General features: G+C 73.4%; 20 protein-coding genes. 6 read left to right on the forward strand and 14 right to left on the reverse strand.

The features are described from left to right. Positions 1-89: 89 nt before the first annotated feature. The 7 genes from fxsT to ACF088_RS02015 all read right to left on the reverse strand — a co-directional run bounded on the left by fxsT (position 90) and on the right by ACF088_RS02015 (position 12492). Positions 90-3101 (reverse strand): FxSxx-COOH system tetratricopeptide repeat protein, encoded by a 3012-nt coding sequence (gene fxsT, locus ACF088_RS01985; RefSeq protein ID WP_392373429.1) that lies wholly within the window; start codon positions 3099-3101, stop codon positions 90-92. A 132-nt stretch (positions 3102-3233) separates the two neighbouring features. Next, on the reverse strand, positions 3234-4415 hold the full coding sequence (locus ACF088_RS01990; protein ID WP_392373430.1) for an FxsB family cyclophane-forming radical SAM/SPASM peptide maturase: 1182 nt from the start codon (positions 4413-4415) through the stop codon (positions 3234-3236). A gap of 161 nt (positions 4416-4576) precedes the next feature. Then, positions 4577-4795, reverse strand: coding sequence for a YxD-tail cyclophane-containing RiPP peptide (locus ACF088_RS01995; RefSeq protein WP_392373431.1), 219 nt, complete (start codon positions 4793-4795; stop codon positions 4577-4579). Between the two features lie 104 nt (positions 4796-4899). Then, positions 4900-8301 (reverse strand): SAV_2336 N-terminal domain-related protein, encoded by a 3402-nt coding sequence (locus ACF088_RS02000; RefSeq protein WP_392373432.1) that lies wholly within the window; start codon positions 8299-8301, stop codon positions 4900-4902. Positions 8302-8306: 5 nt separating this feature from the next. Next, positions 8307-9362: an AAA family ATPase gene (locus ACF088_RS02005; RefSeq protein WP_392373433.1), complete on the reverse strand. Its 1056-nt coding sequence runs from the start codon at positions 9360-9362 to the stop codon at positions 8307-8309. A 353-nt stretch (positions 9363-9715) separates the two neighbouring features. Next, the gene (locus ACF088_RS02010; RefSeq protein ID WP_392373434.1) at positions 9716-12064 is read right to left on the reverse strand and encodes a trypsin-like peptidase domain-containing protein; all 2349 of its coding nucleotides are present in this window, start codon (positions 12062-12064) and stop codon (positions 9716-9718) included. After that, positions 12064-12492, reverse strand: coding sequence for a CU044_2847 family protein (locus ACF088_RS02015; protein ID WP_392373435.1), 429 nt, complete (start codon positions 12490-12492; stop codon positions 12064-12066). Before ACF088_RS02015 ends, ACF088_RS02010 begins: the two co-directional genes overlap by 1 nt. Before the next feature lie 155 nt (positions 12493-12647). On the opposite strand from ACF088_RS02015, the gene ACF088_RS02020 reads away from it, so the two are divergent. Next, on the forward strand, positions 12648-12830 hold the full coding sequence (locus ACF088_RS02020; protein WP_088799957.1) for a DUF6104 family protein: 183 nt from the start codon (positions 12648-12650) through the stop codon (positions 12828-12830). Positions 12831-12998: 168 nt separating this feature from the next. On the opposite strand, the gene ACF088_RS02025 is transcribed toward ACF088_RS02020, so the two are convergent. After that, positions 12999-13454 (reverse strand): hypothetical protein, encoded by a 456-nt coding sequence (locus tag ACF088_RS02025; RefSeq protein ID WP_392373436.1) that lies wholly within the window; start codon positions 13452-13454, stop codon positions 12999-13001. 244 nt (positions 13455-13698) lie between these two features. On the opposite strand from ACF088_RS02025, the gene ACF088_RS02030 reads away from it, so the two are divergent. Beyond that, a complete protein-coding gene (locus tag ACF088_RS02030; RefSeq protein ID WP_392373437.1) occupies positions 13699-14634 on the forward strand; it encodes a DUF4097 domain-containing protein in 936 nt (311 codons plus the stop codon). A 2-nt stretch (positions 14635-14636) separates the two neighbouring features. Then, positions 14637-15821: a helix-turn-helix transcriptional regulator gene (locus tag ACF088_RS02035; protein ID WP_392373438.1), complete on the forward strand. Its 1185-nt coding sequence runs from the start codon at positions 14637-14639 to the stop codon at positions 15819-15821. A gap of 225 nt (positions 15822-16046) precedes the next feature. On the opposite strand, the gene ACF088_RS02040 is transcribed toward ACF088_RS02035, so the two are convergent. Beyond that, positions 16047-16640, reverse strand: coding sequence for a serine hydrolase domain-containing protein (locus ACF088_RS02040; RefSeq protein WP_392373439.1), 594 nt, complete (start codon positions 16638-16640; stop codon positions 16047-16049). Positions 16641-17023: 383 nt separating this feature from the next. Between ACF088_RS02040 and ACF088_RS02045 the strand changes: the two genes are divergently transcribed. After that, positions 17024-17905, forward strand: coding sequence for a hypothetical protein (locus ACF088_RS02045; protein ID WP_392373440.1), 882 nt, complete (start codon positions 17024-17026; stop codon positions 17903-17905). A 121-nt stretch (positions 17906-18026) separates the two neighbouring features. On the opposite strand, the gene ACF088_RS02050 is transcribed toward ACF088_RS02045, so the two are convergent. The 5 genes from ACF088_RS02050 to ACF088_RS02070 all read right to left on the reverse strand — a co-directional run bounded on the left by ACF088_RS02050 (position 18027) and on the right by ACF088_RS02070 (position 22334). After that, positions 18027-18590 carry a Clp protease N-terminal domain-containing protein gene (locus tag ACF088_RS02050; protein ID WP_392373441.1) on the reverse strand — a complete coding sequence of 188 codons (564 nt, stop codon included), beginning with the start codon at positions 18588-18590 and terminating at the stop codon, positions 18027-18029. After that, a complete protein-coding gene (locus ACF088_RS02055) occupies positions 18590-18799 on the reverse strand; it encodes a helix-turn-helix domain-containing protein (RefSeq protein WP_093491771.1) in 210 nt (69 codons plus the stop codon). The genes ACF088_RS02050 and ACF088_RS02055 overlap by 1 nt, the downstream gene beginning before the upstream one ends. Positions 18800-19205: 406 nt before the next feature. Continuing rightward, positions 19206-19859 carry a HutD family protein gene (locus tag ACF088_RS02060; protein WP_392373442.1) on the reverse strand — a complete coding sequence of 218 codons (654 nt, stop codon included), beginning with the start codon at positions 19857-19859 and terminating at the stop codon, positions 19206-19208. A gap of 83 nt (positions 19860-19942) precedes the next feature. Continuing rightward, positions 19943-20905: a zinc-binding dehydrogenase gene (locus ACF088_RS02065; RefSeq protein WP_392373443.1), complete on the reverse strand. Its 963-nt coding sequence runs from the start codon at positions 20903-20905 to the stop codon at positions 19943-19945. A 205-nt stretch (positions 20906-21110) separates the two neighbouring features. Next, the gene (locus ACF088_RS02070; RefSeq protein WP_392373444.1) at positions 21111-22334 is read right to left on the reverse strand and encodes an NADP-dependent malic enzyme; all 1224 of its coding nucleotides are present in this window, start codon (positions 22332-22334) and stop codon (positions 21111-21113) included. A gap of 539 nt (positions 22335-22873) precedes the next feature. Between ACF088_RS02070 and ACF088_RS02075 the strand changes: the two genes are divergently transcribed. Both ACF088_RS02075 and ACF088_RS02080 read left to right on the forward strand, forming a co-directional pair. Beyond that, complete coding sequence (locus ACF088_RS02075) at positions 22874-23848, forward strand: ABC transporter substrate-binding protein (RefSeq protein WP_392373445.1); 975 nt, start codon at positions 22874-22876, stop codon at positions 23846-23848. A 62-nt stretch (positions 23849-23910) separates the two neighbouring features. Further along, entirely contained in the window at positions 23911-24852 is a 942-nt protein-coding gene (locus ACF088_RS02080) for an amino acid ABC transporter permease (RefSeq protein ID WP_392373446.1), read from the forward strand. Positions 24853-24885 lie beyond the last annotated feature (33 nt).

The following is a 24885-nucleotide window of genomic DNA, read 5'->3' on the forward strand; positions in this document are numbered from 1 at the left end:
CCGGTGGTGAACAGCGGATGGGCCCGTCCCCGGTGGGGGCGGGCCCCTCCGCATGCCCGGGGGCGGTGACGCCAGGGTCCGGGCCGGGCTTAGACCGGCTGCGGTTCGAAGTCCCAGTACGGGCGGCGGCGGCGCCGGGCGGAGAGGGTGTGCGGGTGCTCGGCGCCCAGCGTCTCGGAGAGCTGCCCGATCGCCTCCTGCTCCAGCTTCGCCGCCTCCTGGCCACGGCGCAGCGCCCGCAGGTCCTCGGCGAGTGCCGTCTTCGCGGAGAGGGTCAGCGGGTGGGTGTCGCCCAGCGTCCCCTTGGCGCGCTCCAGTGTGGCGCGGCCCAGTTCCGCCGCGCCCTCCTCGTCGTCCACCCGGTTGCGGGCCGCACCGGCGTTCAGCGCACAGCCCAGCGTCCAGGGATGGTCGGTGCCCATCGCCTCGGTCATCCCGCCGAGCGCCCGGTCCGCGAGGTCCAGTGCCTGTGCCTGGTCCCCGAACTCGGCGCGGACCAGCCCGACGTTTCCCAGGGCACCCACGGTGTACGGGTGGCGCTCGCCGGCCAGCGCCCGGTAGCGCTCGGCGACCTCCTCGGCGAGATCGCGGGCGTGCCCGAGGTCGCCGTGCTCCCGCAGAAAGGTGGCGTGGTCCGCGCGCACCATCAGCGTCTCGGGGTGGCGGGGGCCCTGCACCCGACGGGAGCGCTCGACGAGGTCGGCGAGCAGCGTGGCGGCACGGGTGACCTCGCCGGAGCGGCGCAGGCACAGCGCGAGGTTGTGCTCGGCGCGCAGCGTCTGCGGGGTGTGCGGGCCCATCACCTGCAGATGCAGCCGGGCGTTGAGCTCCTGGGCGGAGGTGGCGTCGCGGTAGCGGCCGAGCAGGCGCAGCGTACGGGCGTAGGCGGTGCCCGCGTTGAGCGTGAGGTGGTGCCGGGCGCGCAGTTCGCGCTCCCTAAAGGCCAGCACCTCGCGGTGGGTGACCAGCGCCTCTTCGTAGCGGCCGAGCAGCGCCAGGACCGTGCCGAGGTTGTGCCGCGAGGAGAGGGTGCGGGGGGCCTCCGGGCCGAGCAGGTCGGTATAGGCCCGCCAGACGGCATCGAAGAGGTCGTACGCCTGCTCGTACGAGCCCAGCGCGATCAGGGTGCCGGCCAGGCCGTCCTGCGCCCGCAGCAGGTCGGCGTCGGCACCGTCCCGCTCGGCGGCGAGCTGGTCGGCGACCGCGCTGCCGACCGCCTCGGCCTCGCGGTAGCGGCCGAGCCTGCGCAGCATGTTGGCGTGCTGGTGGGTGAGCACCAGCATGGTGCGCTGGGTGGCCGCGAGGCGGGTGCGCCAGCGGGACATGAACTGTTCGCACAGCCGCAGGCCCATGCGGTATTCGCCGCGGACCCGGAGGTATTCGACGCAGTTGAGCAGCAGCTGCTGGACCGCGGGCTCGGGGCTGTCGAGGACGCCGGCCGGCTCCAGATGCGGGATGAGTTCGGCGTAGCGCTCCCAACAGCGGGTGTCGGCGGGGTTCAGCGGGTCGGCGGTGACCAGCACCCGGCAGGCCGTCGCCGCCATCAGATCGCGCTCGTCCTCGGTCATGTCACTGCGCAGGAACCGGTGGTAGAGCCGGTGCATCAGCGCGGTTTCCACGGCCGGGTCGGCGTCTTCGGAGACCTGGTAGTCGAGGCGTACGGCGGTGGATTCGGTCAGCCTGCGCAGTGCGGTGTTCCAGCTGATCGGCTCGGCGGCCAGGTCGGCGAGGTGTTCGGGCAGGTCGCCGCGGCGGGCCTGGGCGAGCATCGGGACGGGGATGGTGTCCGGGGCGAAGAACGCGAACAGCTTGAGGAGTTCGACCGCGGCCGGACTGCGTTCGCGCAGGGTGTTGAGAGTTATGGCCCAGCTCGTCTGGAAGGCCATCGGGTAGTCGGAGGAGATCCGGATGCCGACGAGGCTGGGCTCGCCGCGGCGGATCAGCTCGATGTACTCCTTGGGCGACATCGGGTTCGCGTCGAGCCAGGCGGCGGTCTGGGCGAGCAGCAGCGGCAGGTCCTGGACGGCGTCGGAGAGCAGATCGGCTTCCAACGGCGTCAGCCGCGGTGCCCGCCGCCGGGCGTAGGCGACGCTCTCGACGCGGTGGAAGGGCAGCACCTCGATCTCCTGGGCGCTGCCGGAGCCCGACCAGTCGCGGGTGAGGGTGGTGATCAGGACGTGCCCGCGGCCGTCGGGGACCAGGTCCTCGATCTGCTCCATGTCGTCGGCGCTGTCGAAGATCAGCAGCCAGCGGCGGTAGGGGCGGCCGACGCGGAGCGCTTCGTGGACGGCGCGGATGCGGTCGCCCAGCTCCCGGCCCACGGGCAGGCCGAGCCGGGTGGCGAGTTCGGCGAGCTGTTCGCGGGCGGCGCCGCGGTTGGTGGCGCTGATCCACCACACCACGTCGTAGTCGTTGCCGAAGCGGTGGGCGTACTCGGCGGCGATCTGGCTCTTGCCGACGCCGGAGGTGCCGTACAGCGCGATCCGGGTCTCCAGCGGCGGGCCCGCGCCGGCCCCGGAGCCGGCCAGCTTGCCGTGCAGCTCTTCGAGGACGTTGTCGCGGCCGGTGAAGCGGTTGTTGCGGCGCGGGATGTTCCACACCTCGGGCGGGTTGTTCGGGAAGCGGGGCGCGCCGGGCGCCTCCTCGTCCACGGCCCGGCCCTGCCCTGCGATGCCGAGCCGTTGCCGCACCCGGCGGTTGGCCTCGTGGGCGTCCAGGTCGCGCAGGTCGGCGGGCCGCAGCAGGGACGCCGTGGCGGGCAGGGACTGGGTAGCCACGCTCACCGCGGCGAACCGGTCGGCGTGCGGGGAGACCACCTCCCGCAGCGCGGTCGTCCACTCCTCCGGGGTCTTGGGGCCCAGCCGGAAGTACCAGTCGTCCAGCACGAGCAGCAGCCGGCCCTCGGCCTCCAGCAGCCCCGACAGCTCCGCCACCAGCGCGGTGTCCGCCTGTGGGTCCCAGCGCAGCAGGGTGGTGCCGTGGCCCTGCGCTTCCAGCTGGTGGGAGATCCATGCCGCCCAGGGCCGGGTGAAACCCGCATAGCTGATGGTGATGTGCTCGTTGGAGCCGGTGGGACCGGAAAAGGTGGCCTGATCGACCATGCGACCGTCTCCCTGGGATGCGGTGGTGCGCGCTGCAGAGGCTGTCTCGTCCGGCACGCCCGGGCTCTTCGGCACGATAGCCCAAGTGTCCCCCCATATGACGACAGTGCGTCAGGTCATGTTGGAGGCACGTCAGTTGAGCGCGATCGTGGCGTCCAGCCGGGCGGCGATATGCCGTATCAGGCGTTCCAGGTCGGCACAGTAGACGGACGGGTTGGCGAATCCGCCGGTGTCCGCGCGGTAGCGGTGGGCGTAATTGCCGCCGCCGCACACCTCCACCAGGGCGCAGCTGCGGCACTGCGCGCCGAGGCCGTCCCGGCCGCTGCGGCGGGCGGCCATGCCGGGGTGTGCCAGGGCCTGGTCGAAGGTGTGGCGGAAGACGTCGAGGCCGGTGGCGGCGGCGCCCTCGTAGGTGGATTTGAGCGAGTCCACCTGTTCGATGGCGCCGTCGGTGTCGACGACCAGGGCGACGACGGGGGAGAGACCGACCGCCTCGCTGGAGCTGGGGCGGCCCAGCAGGAGGCCGAGGATCTCGGTGAACACCCGCACCCGGGGTCCGGGGCCGCCGTCCCACCACAGGTCGAAGACGGTGCACAGCCAGTCGCCGTACGGGGTGCGGCCGGCCGGCCCGCGGGGGCTCCGCCCGGGGCCCCTCCCGGCGGTGGCGGGGGGAGGGCTGGACCAGTTGGCGTGCGGGAGGAGGAAGTCGACCATCGGGGGGTCCAGGGCGCGCAGTGAGTCGTGGACCTCGGCGGGGTCGGCGGTGATGTCGATGGTGCACAGGATGCCGGCGAACACCTCGGGCCGGTCGCGGAGCAGGGGTACGGCGCGGGAGACCGCGGGCCAGGAGGGCCGTCCCGCGTGGTCGATCCGGCGGCGGTTGAGGCCGGGGGTGCCGCCGTCCAGGCTGAGGCCGAGCCGGAACCCCGCGGCCGCGAGGGTGTCGAGCATCTCCCGGGTGAGGAGCGTGCCGTTGGTCTGCAGGCCGAATTCGGCGGTGCAGCCGTCGGGCAGCGCGGCGCGGATCGCGGCGGCCTGCGCCAGGAGCGGACCGGGGCCGGTGAGCAGCGGCTCGCCGCCGTGCAGATCGATACGGACCTCGCGCAGCCGGTGGGTGCGGGCGTGTTCGGCGATGCGCAGGGCGGTCTGCCGGACGGTGGCGGCCGGGACGGTCGGCGGGCGGGCGCGCCAGCTGCGGTCGGGGCCGGTGTAGATGTAGCAGTAGGTGCAGGCGAGGTTGCAGCGGCTGTGGACCTTCAGGACGAACTGCCGGAAGGGTACGACGGCCGTCCGGCCGGTCTTCTCCCCCGCCACGGCGTCGCCCCCTGCCCTCGTCTGCCGGCGTCGAGGTACGGGATCGACGGCTCCCGCCCATGTGACTGGTACATGGCTCCGCCGTCGATCGAGGAACCGAATCCCCCCGGCAACTGGCCGGTTCCCTTGCACGTTTGCCCAAAAACCATCGCTCTTGACGGTCAATGCAAGGCTTTTTCCGGGCCGTCCTCGTAATACGCCACGGCATCGTCCGCCGACGGCCAGTTGCGCAGCAGCAGTGCCGCCACCTCTCCCAGCACCGCATGATCCGTCCGCACCGCCAGAACACCCACGTCAACCCCGGCGAAATCCGGCAGCCGTTCGGCCGACGGCCCCGGCGGGGCGGCCACCGCCGGTGCGGTGCGGGGGGTAGTCGCCACGCTGCTCTCCTCTGGCCGGCTGGACGGGTGTGTTCCCGAACTCCCGTCCACAGAAACACGTTCCGGTGCGGACGGCCAGGCAGCCGGACGGGCGCTCGGGGCGGTCAGGCGGTGGTTTCCAGGGCGCGCATACGGGCGCGGGTGCGCCGGGCCTCGGCGCCGGTCTCCGCCGCGGCACGCTGCCACTGTTCCCAGCTCTCGCGGTAGGCGTGCAGCGCGGAACGGGGACCGGCCGTGACCTCCAGGACCTCGCCGCGGCGGTGGTGGGCACGGGCGGCCAGCAGGGGGCTGTCGGCCCGCCGGGCGGCCGCGGCGGCGCGGCGGAAGCAGGCGGCGGCCCGGTCGTGGCGCTCACGGGAGTCGAAGCGGCGGTCCAGCAGCAGCTGGATATCGCCCACTTCGAGCCAGGCCTCGGCCGACACCGCGTCCGGTACGTCCACACCGCGGGCGGCCAGCTCCAGGATCCAGTCGGCCTCGTGCAGGTCGGCGAGGGAGGGCTGGCGTTCGTAGCGCAGTCGCAGGGCGCGGCCGAACAGCAGACGGTGGTGACCGAGGTCGGGGTCCTGCGGCCCGGCCCGGCCCAGCGCCTCGCGCAGGACGTGCACCGCCTCGTTGGCCAGCCGTTTGCCCGGTCCGCCGGCCGGCTCCTGCCGGGCGCGCAACAGCAGCGCCGCGCCGCGCTCGGCCAGCAGCGCGCTGTGCTCGGGCGAATCGGGGGTGGCCAGGCGGAGCGCGGCGGCCAGTGCGGCGAGGGCGGCGTCGAGGGCGGCCAGGGCGCCGGTGCGGGTGTGTACGGCGCGCTGGACGGCGGCCGTACGGCGCAGGGCGGCCGCTTCCAGGGCCGGGTCGTCGAGTGCACGGGCCATCGCCCCGGCGCGTTCGAGGAGGGGCAGCACGGACGGCAGACCCGCGCCGCCGTGCAGCTGGCGGGCCGCCGCCAGGTCGAGCAGCGTCTCGCAGACCAGCCGGTCGGCGGCGCTGCCGCGGCGGCGCAGCAGGACGGTGGCGGTATCGAGGTCGTCGGCGGCCCGCACCGCGAGCGCCTCGGCGGGGTGCGGCCCTTGCTCGTGGCCGCGGGCGGCCCGGCGGGCCTGGTCGAGCAGGACCCCGCCCCGGGCGGCGTAGACCTCGCCGGGCACCTGCTCGCCGCTGGGCCACTGGTCGAGCAGGGTGGTGAGGCAGCGTTCCGCCTCGTCGAGGGGGTCGTCGGCGGCCAGGTCGTCGGCCCCCGGCAGCTCGTCGGCCCCCGGCAGGCCGTCGGGGGCGGGCAGGGCGGCGAGGCGGCGCAGGACCTCGGTGCGCAGCACCATGCACTCCAGGACGCGGGGGTCGAGCAGGCTCATCAGCCCGCAGGCGGCGTGCAGCCGGCGGGCGGCGTCGGCGAGCGCGGTGCGTTCCTCGGCCGGTGTGCCGGCACTGTGGCGTTCCCGGGCGCGGGCGTGGCCGACCCGGCCGAGCACGATCAGCGCCCGGGTGCGCTCGGCCTCGCGGGCGGCGATGGCGGCCTCCTGGTCGCCGGCGGCCCCCTCGGCCGTGGCCCGCTCCGCGGCGCGTGCCGCGCGCTCCGCCTCCTCCAGGGCGTCCGGCTGGCGCCACTTCGCCCAGGCGTGCAGCAGGGCGCGGGCGAGGTCGGTTCCGGCCACGGGCAGCCGCTCGGTGGCGGCGCGCAGCAGCCGGACGGCCTCGATCAGATCCCGGACGGCGCGGCCCAGTTCGTAACGCTCCAGGAGGGCGGCGCCTTCCGCGGCGGGGCCGTCGGAGGCATACGGCCGCCGCACGGGCGGGCGCAGGGCCGGTTCGAAGCGGCGCAGGACGCGCTCGGAGACCCGGGCGAAGGGTTCGGGGACGGCGCGCTGGCCGGTCTCGGGCTCACGGCCGCTGCCGGAGAGCATGGCGACCGCGACGGCCGGGAAGTTGCGGGCGCTGCGGCCGAAGGTGCGCTCGATGTAGAGCGAGCAGTGTTTGAGGACCAGGGCGGCCTCGCCCGCACTGAGCCGGGCGAGGAGTTCGTCGCGTACGCCGGGCACGAAGTCGTACCACGGGCCGCTCACCCCGGCCTGCTCCCCCGACGGCCCCTCGTCGGCGGGAAGTTGGGTGACCAGGCCGCTGAGCAGCACCTCCGCCAGCTCGGCCGGGCCGGTCTGCGGCAGCATCGCGCGCTGGACGAGCTGGATGACGGGCAGGGCGAGCGGGACGGCCGAGAGGTGGACGGCGAGCAGCCGGGCGGCGGGGGAGGCCTGCTGGTCGAACTCGCGGACCATACGGGCGGGTGCGGCGCGCTCGTGCGCAGGCGGCGGCGGGGCCGGCTGCCCGGCGCCGTGGTCGGCCCGTACGACGCAGGCCGCGCCGCGCAGCGAGAGACCGGCGTCGGCGGCGGCCAGCCGGGCCCAGGAGCCGAGGGCGGAGGGGGTGGCGGACAGGACCGGGATGGCGCGTTCGCGGGGCGCTCCGTGCCCGGCGCCCGGTGTCCCGGCGGGGCGCCGGCGTCGTCGGGACGGGCGGAAGCCGAGGGCCTGGTAGGAGCCCTGGCGGCGGACGAGGGTGCCGGCCACGGCGGGCAGGAGGGTACGCGCCCACATCCGCTGCGGCAGCGGCTGGACCACGGCGAGCGGGGCGTCGGCCGCCCAGCGGTAGAGCAGCCGCTGCATCCGGCCGTCGCGCCACAGCGGGCCCGCGCAGTCGCTGACCACGAGGGTGAGGTGGTGGCCCGTCGGGTCGTGCAGCTGGTCGGCGGGGCGCAGCGGGCGGCCGGGTCCTGGGGCCGCCGCGACGCCGATGTCCGGGCCGTGCGGATGGAGGTAGTGCACCGTCACATCGCGGAAGGCGCCGACCCGTTCGCAGACCTGGCGCAGGTCGTGCAGCATCTGCTCCCAGACGGCCATCGAGGACGAGCCGTCCATCAACAGCCGCAGCGCAGCCGCCCGGCGGTGCACCCCGCGCAGCACCGGGATGATCATTTCGGCATGGGCGGAGAGCTCGGCGGTGGCGGGCTCGTCCAGTTTCCGGCGGGCCGGGGCGACCGGCGGGCGGTAGCGCTGGATGGGCCGCAGCGCCCGCTGCAGCGGCAGCAGCCCGGGGAACGCGGAGGCGATCGGGACCGCGACCTCGCCCAGGCGCTGCCGGTCCGGGTCGGGGAGCCGTTCCTCCCCGGTGGGCAGCAGCTCCGCGACCCGGCGCCGGGCGCTGTCCAGGAGGGCGGACGAGGACGGGTCCGCGTCCACGAGGCCGTTGCCGTTGCCGTCCGGCGGTGTCCCGCCGGCGCCCCCGGGATCCGTGGAGACGGCCGGTCCCACCCGGAAAGTGGCCGGATCCGGATCACCGGGCTCCTGGGTGCGGGCGGCGCGCCCGGCCTGCGCGGAGCCGTCGGCCCGTGTCGCATCCGGGGTGATCCACTGGGCGAGCCAGAGGGCGTCGGCCATCCCGCGGGCGTCGGCCGGCACCCCCGCCGCGGTCAGCCGGGCGACGAGTTCGTCGAGGGGGCCCGGTCCGGGCTCCCCGAGGGGCACCGCACTCACCTCGTCCGATCGAGCGGCCGCATCAGCTCCGCCGTCAGACGCCGTCGGGTCTCCTCCTCGTCCTCGTCCGTCCAGCCGGCCTTCTGCGTGAGGTGGATGGCGTTGAAGAGCTGGTCGACGGCGCGGACATCGCCGGGTTCGCGGTCCAGGAAGCCATCGATCACCGCTTCGTAGCGCTCGGCCGCACCCTCGCCGAAGTGGGCCCGCACCATGGCGGCGAGCCGCTCCTTGTCGGGCACCGGGATGTGGAGGTGGATACAGCGGCGCAGCAGGGGCGCCGGGAAGTCGCGTTCGCCGTTGCTGGTGAGGACGATGAAGGGGAAGGCATGGCAGCGCACCCGGCCGTCGCGCACGGTCACCCGCGCGCCGTCGTCACTGAGCACCTCCACCTCGGGGGCGGATCCGGCCAGCCGCTCCAGCTCCGGAATCCGGAACTCCCCTTCCTCCAGCACATTGAGGAGGTCGTTGGGCAGGTCGATATCGCTCTTGTCGAGCTCGTCGACGAGCAGGACGCGGGGCCGGGCGGCGGGCAGCAGGGCCGTGCCCAGCGGGCCGAGGCGGATATAGCGGCCGATGCCGCCGCCGGGTTCGTCGGTGGGGTCCGCGCCGGACGCCGCCCCGCTGTCCGCGGCGGCCGGGGCCGCGCGGGCGATCTGGAGGTCCTGGAGACGGCCGATGGCGTCGTAGTCGTACAGGCCGTCGCGGAGCGTGCTGCGGCTGACGACCGGCCAGCCGAGCACCCGGCCGAGGCCGAGTTCGTAGGCGACCGAATGCGCCAGGGTGCTCTTGCCGCTGCCCGGTGCACCGGTCACCAGCAGCGGACGGCGCAGATAGAGGGCGGCGTTGACCAGCTCGCGCTCGGTCTCGCCGGGGCGGTGGTGGCTGGCTTCGCGGTGCTGCACGCCGAGCCTGCGCTCGGAGGAGGGGTCGAGGGCGGCCGGCGGCGCCACAAGAGGGCCACCGTCGAAATCACGCCATGGGGGTGGCGGCGGAAGGTGCTCAATTCCGTCGTGCGGTGCCCCCGCGCCACGGTAGATGAGCCAGTCGCTCACGTCGGAACTCCTCGTCGCCGGCCAGGCCTCGGTCAGGAGCGATGGTCATGGCGGATCGCCGGAGACGTCGGCATTTGTCCACCCCGGCCTCCCCCACGTCCGCCACCCGCCATCACGCAGGTGCGCCCTCACGGACAAGTCTTCCACGACGCTATGACAGTACTCAGCCGGACGGAAGCGCACGGGGCGGTTTCCGGTCTCCCGCAGGGGCGTCGCGGGCGGCCAAGTGCCATGTACAGGGCGCCACTTGCCGCAGAAGGGGCGGACGCGGCAGGGGCGGGCACCGGGCGCGTGCGAGGCGCAGGGGGGCGTGCGCGGCGCCCGGACCAGCCAGGGGGCGGCGCCGGGCCCGGTCATCGCGGGGACAGCTGGGGGCGGTCCGTGAAGAGCGGCGGAATCGGGTCCTCCGGGTCGTCGTACAGGAGCACCAGATCGCGGGCCCAGTGCGTGCCCTCCTCGGCGGCCCCGACGGCCTTGGCGCGCAGCTGCCGGACCAGCTCGGGGAGGTGGGCCAGCCCGCCCGACCCCTGGAGCAACTCCCGTACCCCGCGGTGGAATTCCTCGCATCCGGCATCGCAGTCCCGCTCCTCTCCGTGGCCGTCGGCCGGCCACAGTCCGGCGGGGAAGCCGGTGTCCAGGACGGCGCCGACCGCGTCCCGCCCGAAGCCGTCGGCGACCGTATGGCACAGCGCGGGCAGCGCGCCCCCGGCGGCCGTCTCCAGCAGCCGCCAGACCGCCTCCTCGGAGCCGGTCGGTGCGCCGTCCCCCGGGTGCCGCGCAATGCGCAGTGCCTGCAGTTCAGTGGCGGCGGCCAGGCCCTGCCAGCGGCGCAGCCAGGCCGGGTCGACCTGCTCGCGCCGTCCCTGGTCACGCAGGATCACGGCGCGCCCGGGGCCCACCGGCCGCAGCCGGGCGGTGCGCCGGGTCGAGGCCGCGACCTCCCACTGGCCGGCGGCGGTGTGCCAGCGGCCTTCGGGGACGGCGACCTCCAGGCGTACCCGGGCACCCGGCCCGGCGTCGCCGTCGGCCCGCAGCAGCCGCCCGCCGAGCCGCCGCAGCACCTGCTCCCGCGCCTGCTCGAACGGCACCCCGCCGGCCGACTCCTGGACGTCCACCCGCAGCCACTGCCCCTGGCCGTAGCCCTCGCTGACCGACCAGTTGAAGAGCTCGGGTCCACCCTCGTCGTAGAACAGCGGCTCGAACTCCACGAGTACGGAGCGCGGGCGGCGGCGTACCGGCCCTATCCTGCGGCGGTCCTGGGGCTGCAGCACCACCGCCTTGGCCTGGACGAACTCCGCGAGGCGGAGCGCCTGTCCGCGTACCGCGGCGGCCTGTTCGCCCGGTACGTCGCGCACCTCGTCGGCGGTCAGCTGCGCCACGATCCGCAGGTAGTGCACAAAGGCGCGCAGCTCCGTGTACGGGTCGCTGCCCTGGTAGAGCGCGCCGTGGCCGTCCCGCCAGGTACGCAGCGCCCAGGCCCCGGGCCGGTCCCCGCGGTCCAGCACCTCGCCGACCGCGGCCTCCACGACCAGCGGATCGCGCGGTGCCGGCAGGCGGGCGAGCAGGTCCAGCGCCTGCAGCCGCTCCTGTACGCCCCACAGGCGGCCCCGGCCCGACATGATCGCGTGCTGGGCGTCGAACCAGGTCGGCCCGACGGCACGACCGAGCTCCTGACCGGCCCAGTGCCAGCGGTCGTGCAGGCTCATCAGCGCGTGGTACGGGTCGGGCCCCAGGCCCTCGGCACCCGGGACCAGGTGTTCGGGCCCCAGCCCGCGCAGCGCGGTGACCGGCACCGCGAGCCCGACGTGGTCCTGTTGGTGGCGGCCCTTGACGATGCCGACCACCTCGCCGCGGTCGCAGTCGATCAGCGGCCCGCCGGAGGCGCCGGGGGTGACCCGTACGTCGCTGCCGAACTGCAGTCCCCGGGCGTCACGGGCACCGAAGCGGACGGCGATGAAGGGGTCGACGGCGTTGGTGGGGGCGTGCGGGCCCGCAGGGGTGCCGTGCGGGCCCACGGGGGTGTCGTGCGGGCCCGCGGGGTCGGCGTGGGCACTGCGCCCGCCCCGCGGCGCCCGGGTGACGCGGCCCCCGTCCGGCTCCCGCGCGCCGTGTCCGTCTCCCCTCCCCCGTACGCCGCATCCGTCCCGCAGGGGGTCTCCCTCGCGCGCGGGTGCGCCCCCGCCCGCGCCGGGGCCCGCGCCGGGGCCCGGGTCGGTGCCGGGGCCCGGGTCGGTGCCGGGGCCCGGGTCGGTGCCCGCGCCCGACGCGTCGTGGCCGCGGAAGATATAGGCGTCCTCCAGGAGCGTCGCCGGCTGATCGCTGAGCCAGGCGCAGGGGTGCTCGGTCTCCGGGTCGAGCAGCCGGACCAGCGCGAGATCGGCGCGGGCGGCGGCGGGCCCGGCCTCCGGGTCGGGCCGGCTCAGGTCGTACACCGTCCGCGCGGGCACCACCCGGCCGCCGAACGCGACCCCGAAGACGCCGTCCGGGCCCGTGCCGCGGCGCCGCCCATCGCTCGCCGCGAGCACATGTGCACAGGTCAGCACCCACCCCGGGGCGATCAGCACCCCGCTGCCCCACAGCCGTCCTGCGGTCGCGCCCGGGGCGGCGCGCAGGGCGACGGTGGTGCGCCCGGCATGGTCGAGGAGCTGTGCGTAGTGGGCACGGTCACCGCGGCCGGCGGCCTGTCCCTCGAAAGTCGTCATCAGCGGCTCGCATCATCCGGCTCCCGGCGGCCGGCCGCATGTCCCCCGTGCGGCTGTGCCGCCGACGGCGCCTCGTCCGCGCGCCGCCAGGTGAGCGTGACCGAGAGGTTGGCCTTCGCCTCGCCGTCCGCGAGCAGGGCGACGGCCTTGCCCGGCTTGGCCGACAGCTCCACGCCGAAGGTCACACTGGTCTCGTGCGGCGCGACCCGCTCGGTGGCCTGGCGGACACTGGCGGCGACCCCGCCGACCAGCTCCCGGAGCCCCTCGACCCGGGCACCGAGCGCGTCCCAGGCACCGACGTCCTCGAATTCGCCGTCGGTTCCGTCCACGTCGTCCGGCCCGTCGAGCCCCGGGGCATCGAGCCGGGAGACCCGGGCCCAGACTCCCGTACCGTCGGGCAGTTCGATGCGCTGCGCGCGCTCGTGCATCACGGCCTCCTGCTCCCCGTGGACGGCAATTCCCCGATCGCCGCGGGACCGTTGACAAGGTGATCAGGCTAGCCTTCCCGGCGCCTGTGGCGCGAGAGGTCCATGAGCCTGCCTATCCTGGCCGGGAATGACCCATGACCCCTGGTGGAGAGCGCGTGTATTTCACTGACCGTGGCATCGAAGAGCTGGAGAGCCGACGCGGCGAGGAGGAGGTCTCCCTCGGGTGGGTGGCCGACCAGCTGCGGACGTTCGTCGACCTGAACCCGGACTTCGAGGTACCGGTGGAGCGGCTGGCCACGTGGCTGGCCCGGCTGGACGACGAGGACGAGGACGAGTAGCCGGCCGGGCCTGCCACGGCGTACGGCGAGGCAGGCCCGGCCCTGCGTGGCGGGTGCCGCCCGGTCCGTGCGGAGTTCCCGCGCATCCACGGCCCGCCGCTCGGGCGGAGCTCCCGCGCGAGAACGGCCCGCCACAAGGGCGACGGACCGTACACGCACACGCCTGGATCAGACGTAGCGGAGCGCGTTGCGCATCCGCATCTTCGCTTCTTCCTCATCGCCGATCGCCGCCCGCCCGGCTCGCGGGTCGTGCTCGTAGTAGGCCCTCTTGTTGTCCAGCTCGGCCCGCACCGCCCCTTGCTGGGCGGCGCGGAGCGCGTCCCGGATCTCCTCCGCGTGCCGCGCGTGCCGGCAGGCCCCCTGCGCCTGGACGGCGTACTTCTGGGTCGCCTGGTTGTAGCCGATGGCCTTCTTGTAGCTGCGGGCGCCATCGGCCGACAGCGCCTTGTTGTTCGCCGAGTTCGTCTTGACGACCAGGCCGTGACAGGCGGAGGCAGCGGAGACGGGAGCGGTGGCGGGAGTGGTGGCGGGAGCAGTGGCGGGAGCGGCGTGTGCCGATGCAACCGGCCCGGCCACCGCGACACCGAGCACCAGAACCGAGAGCAACCCCGTTGATTTACGCACGTGTTCGACTCCTTCATGGCATGCGCCACGACATCGAGTGACACCACTGAGGACTCCGCCACCGCACCGGGCGGTTTCCCTCCACCGCACCCTTGGCGGTCAAGGACGCGAGGGAGAGCACTCCGGACACACTCCCCCGAACGAGGCACTTGACTTCACCCATCCGCGATATATCGTGTCTCAGGTAGACGCGATATGTTGCGTTGCATCGAGTTCAGTTGCAGCGGATTCAGGGGAGGCAGGCATGTCAGCCGGGACCGAGTGGTCGCACCAACCGACACAGGTAACCTCACCACGCACTCTGGAGGTCACCGAACCCGTCCACGCCTTGAACGTGCGCGTGGTCAACGGCACCGTCAACGTCGTCGGCACCGCGGACGACGGCCCGGCCCGCGTGGAGATCGGCGAGCTGCACGGCCCGCCGCTGACCGTCTCGTACAAAAACGGCACCCTGTCGGTCGCCTACAAGGACCTCCCCTGGAAGGGGTTCTTGAAGTTCCTCGACCGCAAGGGGTGGAACCGCAGCGCGGTGGTCTCGGTGACCGTACCGGCCGGCACCCGCGTCGAGGTCGGCGTGGTCGGCGCCTGCGCGGTGATCTCCGGCATCGCGGGCCGTACGGACGTCCGCGGCGTCTGCGGTGACAGCACGCTCGTCGGACTGACCGGCGGGGTGCGGGCCGACACCGTCTCCGGCAATGTCGAGGTGCAGTCGGTCACCGGCGATCTGCACTTCCACTCCGTCTCGGGGGATCTGACGGTCATCGACGGGGCGGGCGGTGCGGTGCGCGCCGACTCCGTCAGCGGCGACATGGTCCTCGACCTGAACCCCGCACAGGGCGCCGACATCGCCTTGACGACGGTCTCCGGGGAGGTCGCCATCCGGCTTCCCGACCCGGCCGACGCCAAGGTCGACGCCAACACCGCGAGCGGCACCGTCTCCAACGCCTTCGACGGCCTGCGGGTCAGCGGCCAGTGGGGCGCGAAGAAGGTCACCGGCTCGCTGGGCGCGGGCACCGGCACGCTCAAGGTCACCACCGTCTCCGGTGGTCTGGCCCTGCTGCGCCGCCCCTCCCCCGAGGGCGAGGACAGCCGGCCCGGCGCCCCCGGCGGCGGCCGCCCCGCCCCCGGTCCGCACGACGACTCCCCCACCGCCCCGCCCGCCGGGAAGAAGGTGCTCTGAGCATGCCCCCCGTCTTCGCCCATGGCCGCCTGCGCCTGTACCTCCTCAAACTGCTCGACGAGGCGCCGCGGCACGGCTACGAGATCATCCGCCTCCTGGAGGAACGCTTCCAGGGCCTCTACGCCCCCTCCGCCGGCACGGTCTACCCCCGGCTGGCCAAGCTGGAGGCCGAGGGCCTGGTGACGCATGCGACCGAGGGCGGCCGCAAGGTCTACTCGATCACCGATGCCGGACGAGCCGAACTCGCCGACCGTGGCGGCGAGTTGGCCGAACTCGAACTGGAGATCCGGGAGTCGGTGGCCGCCCTGGCCTCCGACATCCGGGAGGACGTGAGCGGTTCGGCACGGGATCTGCGCCGCGAGATCCGGGAGGCCGCCCAGCAGGCCCGCAAGGACGCGGGAGGGTCAGGGAAAGCCGGACGCAACGGCGGCGGGGCGGCGGACGCCCCGCAGGACGCGTCCGGACGGCCCTTCCCGGAGGCCTCCGACTACTTCGACGCCGCATTCGGCGACAAGGAGTCCTGGCGGCAGGCGACGGAGGAGTTCCGGCGCGCCAAGGAGGAGTGGAAGGAGCAGGCCCGACGGGCCAAGGAGGAGAGCCGGCGCGCCAAGCAGGACGCCCAGCGGGCCCGTAAGCAGGCCAGGGACGCCCAGGTGTTCGCACGCGAGGAGGTCCAGCAGGTCATCAGGCGCGTACAGGAGCAGGCCCAGGGGGCGATGCGGTCCGGCGACTGGTCGGGGGCGGTGCGCGAGGCGCTGTCCGAGGTCTCCCGCGAGGTGGGGCGCTTCACCGGCGGCCAGTCGGGCACCGGACGGGGCGACGAGCCGCACGGGGCCGGGCGGGACGACCAGCCGCACGGCGGCGGGCGGGGCGGCGCGGACAGCGGGACCCGGGTGACGGTCGAACGCGTCGACCTGGCCGAGGAGGAGCCCGGGGAGGGCCCGGCGGCCGGGGCTCCGCCGACCCCGGAGTGGGCACAGGAACCGGCCGGCGAGCACCCCGCCCGGGACTTCGACCGGCTGCTGGACCGCTTCCGCGACGATCTGCGGGACGCGGCGCGCGATCACGGCGTCACGGCCGGACAGCTGAAGGAGTCCCGCCGCCGGCTGTCGACGGCCGCCGCCCATATCGGCGCGCTACTGCGTCATCCGGAGCAGTACGACTCCTTCACCGACCGGGACGACTGAGACGGGCCCCTTCACGGACCGGGACGGGCCCTTCACGGACCCGGACGGGCCCCACGGACCGGGACCGACCGAGACGGGCCCCCCACGGACCGGGACAACCGACACGGGCCCCTCACCGCCGGGACGACCGAGCGGCCGGGGCGGGCGCGCAGCCGATGCGCGCCCGCCCCACCGCCGACGTTCGCTCAGCCCCCGTGGCCGTTCACCCGGCCCCCTCACGACCCTTCACTCGCCCCGCCTGCGGCCTCCGGGGCTCCGACACACCCCCGCGGCGCCCCGTCCCTCCGCCTCGACGAGGCGGGCCAGCCGCGGAACCCCTTCCTGCGGCATACCGATCCAGGGGCGCAGGCCCAGGGGTTCGCCGATGACCGCCCGGAAGAAGCGGCCGGGCGTGCGACCGGTGAGGCGCCGGATCACCTCGCCGACGACGAAGCCGAAGGCATGGGCGTGGCACTCGAACGCGGTACCGGGTTCCCGGAGCGGCTGCTGCTCCTCCAGGGCCCGGATCACCGGTGTCCAGGCGGTCAGCTCCTCGAACGTCAACTGCCGCTCGGCGAGCGGGATTCCCGCGGTGTGGGCGAGCACCATCCGAGTGGTGATCCCCTCCTTACCGTGGCGGGCGAACTCCGGCCAGTAGGCGGCGACCGGGGCATCGAAATCCAACTGCCCCTCCTGCGCGAGCAGATGAGCCAGGATGCTGACGACCGCCTTGGCGACGGACATGACGGGGAGGACGGCGCCCTCCTGCCACTCCCGCCCGGTCCGGTCATCGACGCTACCGCCCCACAGGTCCACGACCTTGCGCCCGCCCACGGACACGGCAGCGGCGGCATCTGCTGCTTCCTCTCAACGGGCACATCACCCCCGTGGGCCGTCGGCCGTCGGCCGGGTCACCTACGCACGGGGCCGCCCGGGCTCGATCGAATATCCGGAGTACGCGGGACGTGCCGCCACCGCCCGGCCGCGAGGGCCACGGCGGCCGGATCCGAACCACCCAACCAGGCCTCGGCTACGCACAGTTGCCATCTGCGCTCTGGATTCACGCCGCGTAATCGGGGAACTCACTACTTCGCACGGCTTTCCGTCCGGCGCCGGGCCCCAGGGAGCCCCAGCTGCCCGATTCCGCGGACCGGTGGCCGTGTTCCCGACCACGGCCACGCCCCCTGTCTGCGCACGCATCGTGAAGGCCATGAGGTAAAGCGATGTCGGAATACCTTTCGGTCGCCCGCCGGATGTGGCACCTGCTGGAGCCACTGCACGCCACGCTGTACTTCGCCCCCGAGGCCCGCCAGGTCGCCGCCGACCTCGGCCATGACGTGTCCTCCCGCTGGCCCAGCTATTTCGCCTGGCGCACGGCTCCGCTGGGCGCCGCCGGGCCCGAACTGGTGGCCGCGACGTACTACACCTTCAGCCCGCGGATGATCGCCCGGCACCTCCCGCGGATCTGGACCGTCGCGGCCCCGGCCAAGGTGCTGGACGCGCGACTGCTGGCCATGGACCGTGCGCTGACGGCCCTGACCGACGGCCGGCTGAGCGCCGCGCAGCTCGCCGAGGCGGCCCGGCTCGCCCGCCAGGCCGCGGAGAACGCCGGCCCGGCCGCCCGCCCGCTGGCCGCCGCCAACCGCGATCTGCCGTGGCCGGACGCACCGCATCTGGTGCTCTGGCAGGCCGCGACGGTACTGCGTGAACACCGCGGCGACGGCCATCTGGCGGCCCTGCTGACCTGCGAACTCGACCCCTGTGAGGCCCTGGTGTCATTCGCCGCGATCGGCGCCGCACCGGCCGCCGACTTCGTGGGGCGCGGCTGGAGCGCACAGGAGTGGAGCGATGCCCGGCACCGCCTCGCCGCCCGTGGCTGGATCGCTCCGGACGGCACCGCGACCGAGCGCGCCCGCAAGGAGCGCGAGGCGATCGAGCGGACCACGGACCGGCTGGCGGCCGGCCCGTGGCGGGCGCTGGGCCACTCGCGTGCCGAACGGCTGGCGCAGCTGCTCCACCCCGTGCTGGGCGCGGTGTTCGAGGCCGGATACCTGCCCCGGCACAGCACGCTGGGCATCGGGACGGTGAAGGTCGGCTATCCATAGGGCGCGTGCCAGCCGTAGGGCGCGTGCCACCCGTAGGGATCGTGCCAGCCGGAGCGACGTGCCCTGCCCGCCGGGCAGCCCGGGGGCGCGCCCTCGCCTACGGGCCCGCCCCCGGACCTCCTCAACTCGCGCGCCGGCCCCGGTCCTCGTCCAGCGCCCGCAGCACATCGCCGTAGGTCACCCCGTGATCGGCGAGCACCGCCGCGGCCGGTCCGGGCCTGGCGGCCAGCGCCATCAGCAGATGCTCGTCACCGAGGTACCGCTCACCGCGGCCGACGGCGATCCGCAGGGCACGCTCCAGCACGGACTTCGCCTCCGCCGTGAACAGCCGGCGCGTCCGCTTCCGGCGCCCGGCCCGTCCGTCGGCGGCCAGCGCCCCCGCCCCGTGTGCCTGTTCCACCCGCGCCACGACCACGTCGATATCGATCCCGAGCCCGGCCAGCGCCGCCGCATCGGCAGGGGACACCCCGCCGCGCCGGCGCACCGCCGCGAGGGCATCCGCCACCGACTCCCGCCGCTCGTGGACACCGAGCGCCGCGAGCACCCCGGCGGCCGGCGAGTCCGTACGCTCCAACAGCGCGAGCAGCAGCTCCGGTTCGCCGACCGTGCCGCTGCGCGTACGGTCCGCCTGTTCCGCAGCGCCGCGTACCACCGCGCGTGCGTCGGCCGTGAACTTCTCGAACATCAGCGCCTCCCGTGCTTCTTGTGCACTGCCTGCCTGCTGACACCCAACTCCGCCGCGATCTCCTGCCACGACCAGCCCTTCGCGCGGGCGCTGCGCACCTGCACGGCTTCGAGCTGCTCCAGCAGCCGGCGGAGCGCGGCCACGGCGCGGAGCCCGACCCGGGGGTCCCGGTCACCGGCCCGCTCGGCAAGATCCGTTGCATCGGTCATGGCTGTCAATCTACGTTGACACGCAGCGAGTGTCAACCATCATTGACACGCACGCGGGGATGCCGGGCCGACGTCGGGATGCCGGGCGTCGGGATGCCGGGTCGACGTCGGGATGCCGGGCGTCGGGATGCCGGGTCGACGTCGGGATGCCGGGCGTCGGGATGCCGGGCCGATGTCGGGGTGCCGGGCCACCGGGCCGCCTCCATGGACGGACGGAGGCCCGGGACGGACGGAGGCCCGGGACGGACGGAGGCCCGGGACGGACGGAGGCCCGGGACGGACGGAGGCCCGGGACGGACGGAGGCCCGGGACGGGCGGAGGCGCCGACGACGGGCAGCCCCCCGGCCAGGGATCGGAAGCACCGATGACGGACAGAGGCCCCAGGGCCCGTAGGCGGACGAACGCGCTAAGAGCGGGCAGGGGCGGTCGCGGACAGGGCGATCACCGCCGCGATGCCGTCCGTCCACAACGCCGCGGCCGCCGCGTCCGGCGCCGTCAGCAGCGCCGCGTCGAACCTCTCCAACTGCGCCTCATAGGTGTCGGGCGCCCCGGGAGGTGTGCCGGGTGCCCCGAGAGATGTGCCGGGCACCCCGAGCCGGGAGTGCCCCTCGACCGCCACCACCATGACCTCGTCGGGGTCACGGTCGGCGGCGCCGTCGCCTGCCGGCCACACCATCCGGCTCCCCCGCGCCATCTCCACCGTCGCCGCCGCCCGCCCCTCCCGGAGCATCACATTGAGGTTGACGACGGGGCGGCCGTCCAGCAGCCGGGAGCCGGTGGCGGCACCGCCGGGGAAGGCGAACGGGCGGTAGCGCTCCGGGAGGAGCTGCGCGGTGCCGTCCACCGTCAGCTCCAGCCCGGCGCCGTCGACGACGGTGAGGATCCGCCGGACCCCGGGCAGCGGCGAGTACGGCCCGTCCCGGGTGACGTCCGCCAGGCTGACGCGCCAGGCGAAGGTGTCCCAGCCGGCGCCCGGCGGCCGGACGGCGACCTCCCGGGTCACCCCGCCGCCGTTGCTCCACGGCACGGCGGCGCGCCCCTCCGCCCGCAGAATCCGCACTCCTGGCCTCCTCGCCGAAGGGACTTCACGCCACGCACCGAAGGGACTTCACACCAGGCACCGAGGGGACCTCGCGCCAGGCGTCACACCGTCAGCACGATCTTGCCGAACAGCTCGCCCTCCGCCATCTTCGTGAACCCCTCACGCGCCCGGTCCAGCGGCAGCGTCGAATCGATGACGGGCCGGATGCCCTTGGCCGCACAGAAGCTGAGCAGCGATGCCAGCTCCTCCTTGCTGCCCATCGTGGAGCCGACGATCTTCAGCTCCAGGAAGAAGATCCGGTTGAGCTCCCCGCTCTTCGGGGTGAAGCCGCTGGTGGCGCCCGAGATGACCAGAGTGCCGCCGGGGCGCAGCGACTTGACGGAGTGCGACCAGGTGGCCGCGCCGACCGTCTCGATCACCGCGTCCACCCGCTGCGGCAGCCGCTCGCCGGTCGCGAACACCGCCTCGGCGCCCAGCTCCAGCGCGCGCTTGCGCTTGCCCTCGTCCCGGCTGGTGGCGAAGACCCGCAGTCCCGCGGCGGCGCCCAGCACGATGGCGGCGGTCGCGACGCCACCGCCGGCGCCCTGCACCAGGACGCTGTCCCCGGGCCGTACGCCCGCGTTGGTGAACAGCATCCGGTACGCGGTCAGCCAGGCGGTCGGCAGACAGGCCGCCTCCTCGAAGGACAGCTCCTTCGGCTTGGGCAGCACGTTCCAGGAGGGGACGGTGACCTGCTCCGCGAAGGTGCCCTGGTAGCGCTCGGTGAGGATGGAGGGCTTCTCCTTGGCGCCGACTCCGTGGCCGGTCTGCCCGATGACGGAGTGCAGGACGACCTCGTTGCCGTCCGCGTCCACTCCGGCGGCGTCACAGCCGAGGATCATCGGCAGGCTGTCCTCGGTGATCCCCACCCCGCGCAGCGACCAGAGGTCGTGGTGGTTGAGGGAGGCGGCCTTGACGTGGACGGTCGTCCAGCCGGGGCGTACGTCAGGGGCCGGGCGCTCCCCCAATTCGAGGCCGTTCAGCGGCTGGTCACGGTCGATGCGGGCGGCATAGGCGGCAAACATGATCCCAACGTAGGCCGCGGCCGGGCGCTGCGGTACCGCGCAGGGGTGTGACACGCGCCGCGCCACCCCTGCCGTGCCGTGCCGCCCATGCTGCGCCGCGGCACCCGCGCGCGTCACCCATGTCCCGCCACCACAACGGGCCGGGCCCGCACCTGTGTGGGGTGCGGGCCCGGCCCGTTGGCGTACGACACCGGTGGCGGCGCGGTCAGCGACGGGCCACACCCTCGGCGCGGGCGGCGGCCGCGACGGCGGCGGTGACGGCCGGTGCGACCCGCTCGTCGAACGGCGAGGGGATGACCCGGTCGGCGCTGAGCTCATCGGCGACGACGGCGGCCAGGGCCTCGGCGGCGGCGAGCTTCATGCCTTCCGTGATCCGGGTGGCCCGCACCTGCATGGCACCGGCGAAGATGCCCGGGAAGGCCAGCACGTTGTTGATCTGGTTGGGGTAGTCGCTGCGTCCGGTGGCCACCACGGCCGCGTACTTGTGCGCGACCTCCGGGTGGATCTCCGGGGTGGGGTTGGCCATCGCGAAGATCAGCGAGTCCTTCGCCATCTTGGCCACCGCCTCTTCCGGCACGGTGCCACCGGAGACCCCGATGAAGACATCGGCGCCGTCCAGCGCGTCCTCCAGCGAACCGGTCAGCCGGCCCTTGTTGGTGAAGCCGGCCACATCGCGCTTGACGTCCGTGAGGTCGCCGCGGTCGGTGGAGACGATGCCCTTGCGGTCGCAGACCGCGACGTCCCCGATGCCCGCCTCGATGAGGATCTTGGCGATGGCGACGCCTGCCGCGCCGGCGCCCGAGATGACCGCCCGCATCTGGCCGAGCGAGCGGTCGGTGAGCTTGGCGGCGTTGCGCAGCGCGGCCAGCGTGACCACGGCGGTGCCGTGCTGGTCGTCGTGGAAGACCGGAATGTCCAGCCGCTCCTGGAGCCGGCGCTCGATCTCGAAGCACCGCGGCGCCGAGATGTCCTCCAGATTGACACCGCCGAAGGACGGGGCCATACGGACGACGGTCTCGATGATCTCGTCGGTGTCGGTGGTGCCGAGCGCGATCGGCACCGCGTCGACGCCGCCGAACTGCTTGAAGAGGATGGCCTTGCCCTCCATCACGGGGAGCGAGGCCTCCGGGCCGATGTCGCCCAGGCCCAGCACCGCGGTGCCGTCCGTGACCACGGCGACGACCTGGGACTTCCAGGTGTAGTCGTAGACCAGCTCGGGCTGCTCGGCGATGGCGCTGCAAACCTTGGCGACGCCCGGCGTGTACGCGAGGGACAGGTCGTCCTTGTCGCGGACCGGCACGGTCGCCTGGATGGCCATCTTGCCGCCGCGATGCAGCGCGAAGGCCGGGTCGAAGGCGTCGCCGGGCGCACTGCCCGCGCCCGCGCCGGTATTGCTGTCGCTGCGAGGATTGACGATCTCCGCTGCCACTTGTCTTACCCCTTTAATCGAAATTCTGTTGAGGGTGGCCACCCCCTGGTTGAGGGGTGGGCGGGCACCGCGTCCGTGCCCTGCACAGCAGATGACCGCCGCGCGCGGGGAGGTTTCGGACGCCGGGCGCGCCGCACACGCGCCCTGAGCCCCGGATGAGGGGTGTAACGAACCTTTCTACCCGACGGGCGCGGGCCCCGACGAGTCAGATTGCTTACCCTCGAGTTCAGAGTTCCGACAATAACCGTGAAATGCACAAAAAACTCATAAGAGCCATTCCTGTCCGTCCGGATCCCGAGCCGCCGGGAACGGGGCAGGGAGTCCCGGCATCCACGGAGGCGCAGGCTCCCTTGTGCCGCAAGGGCGTCACCTCGGGTTCTCCGTCCGTTATCCGATTTTGACCATGACGACAGTCCGAATACCGGAGCCCGGATGGCAGGATTCCGTCACCAACCGAGGTCGCGACGCTCGACGGTGTGCCCCCGGCCCTTTGTCACGTCGGCTTCTCCGACGGCTTCTCCATTCGCAGGAGGATCAGCATGACCGCAAGCACCACCCGTCGCACGGCCGCCGGCAGGTCTCGCTCGGCCGTGGCCGCGGCGGCCGCGGTCGCCGCCTCGCTGCTGCTGCTCAGCGCCTGCGGCGACCAGACGGACGCGGCCATCGCCAAACGCGAGGCGAAGAAGAACCGCAACGTCCATGCGCCGCTGTTCAAGAAGCTGCCCAAGGACGTCCAGGAAAAGGCCATGCTCCAGGTCGGCTCGGACATCACGTACAAGCCGGTGGAGTTCCGCTCCAACGGCGCGGTCGAGGGCATCGACCCGGATCTCGCGGAGGCGATGAGCAAGGAGCTGGGCATCAAGCTCAACTTCAACAACGCCACCTTCGACACCCTCATGGGCGGCCTGAAGTCCAAGCGCTACGACATCGCGATGTCGGCGATGACGGACACCAAGGAGCGCCAGGAGGGCATCGACAGCAACACCGGCAAGAAGATCGGGCAGGGTGTCGACTTCATCGACTATCTCAACGTCGGTGTCTCGCTCTACACCCAGAAGGGCAAGACCAAGGGCATCGACGGCTGGGAGACGCTGTGCGGCAAGAAGCTCGCGGTACAGCGCGGCACGGTCTCGCACGACCTGGCCAAGGACAAGTCGAAGGCCTGTGAGAAGAACGGCGAGCAGCCGATCTCGATCGAGGCCTTCGACAACGACTCCGAGGCCCAGACCCGGCTGCGCACCGCCGGTGTGGACGCCGTCTCCAGCGACTATCCGGTCGCGGCGTATGCGGTGAAGGTCTCCGGTCACGGCAAGGATTTCCAGATGGTCGGCGGCGCGCCGCTCAAGGCGGCCCCGTACGGCATCGCGGTCCCCAAGGGCCAGGAGCAGCTGCGTGACGCGCTCCGGGCCGCGCTGGAACTCGCGATCAAGAACGGCTCGTACGCCAAGGTCCTGGACAAGTGGGACGTCAAGGATGCCGCGGTCAAGAAGGTGCAGCTCAATGGCGGCTCCTGAGCCACCGCAAGCCCACCCCTCCGCTCCGCGCACCTCCCGCCGAATGCTGAAAGGCAACACCCGTGTCAGTTGACGTCGACAAGTCGGCCCAGCCGCCGGCGGACGCTCCGCCGCCCCAGCCCGAGCCGATCAAAGCCATCCCGGTCCGCCACTACGGCCGCTGGGTGGCGGCGGTCGTCGTCATCGGACTGATCGCCCTGCTCGGCCGGGCCTTCGCCGCCGGGAACGTCAACTGGGACGCCATCCCCCAGTACATGTTCAACGCGGACATCCTCAAGGGCCTGCGCAACACCCTGCTGATCACCGTGCTCTCGATGATCATCGGCATCGTGGGCGGTGTGATCCTGGCCGTGATGCGCCAGTCCAAGAACCCGGTCACCTCGACGGTCGCGTGGTTCTACGTCTGGTTCTTCCGCGGTACGCCGGTCTACGTCCAGCTGTTCCTCTGGTTCAACCTGGGCCTCGTCTTCCAGTACATCGACATCATGCCGATCTACAAGGACGAGTGGTCGGACTTCATGACCCCGTTCCTGTGCGCGCTGCTGGGCCTCGGGCTCAACGAGGCGGCGTACATGGCGGAGATCTGCCGGGCCGGCCTCAACGCCGTCGACGAGGGCCAGACCGAGGCGGCGCACGCGCTGGGCATGAGCCACGCCAAGACGCTGCGCCGGATCATCGTGCCGCAGGCGATGCGGGTGATCGTGCCGCCGACCGGCAACGAGGTCATCAACATGCTCAAGACCTCCTCCCTGGTCATCGCCGTCCAGTACTACGATCTGCTGCAGGCCGCGCAGAACGTCGGACGGGACTCCGGTGTCGTGGTGGAGATGCTGATCCTCGCCGCCGCCTGGTACCTGATCGCCACCACGGTGCTGAGCATCGGCCAGTACTACCTCGAGCGCTACTACGCCCGCGGCTCCAGCCGCCAGCTCCCGCTCACCCCGCTGCAGCGCGCCAAGTCGAAGCTGTCCGGCGGCTTCAACCGCCCCGGAGGTATGGGATGACCAGCAAGATCACGACGAGCAAGCCCGCCGGCA

It is taken from the genome of Streptomyces sp. NPDC015125 (assembly GCF_043080045.1).
GTDB lineage: Bacteria > Actinomycetota > Actinomycetes > Streptomycetales > Streptomycetaceae > Streptomyces.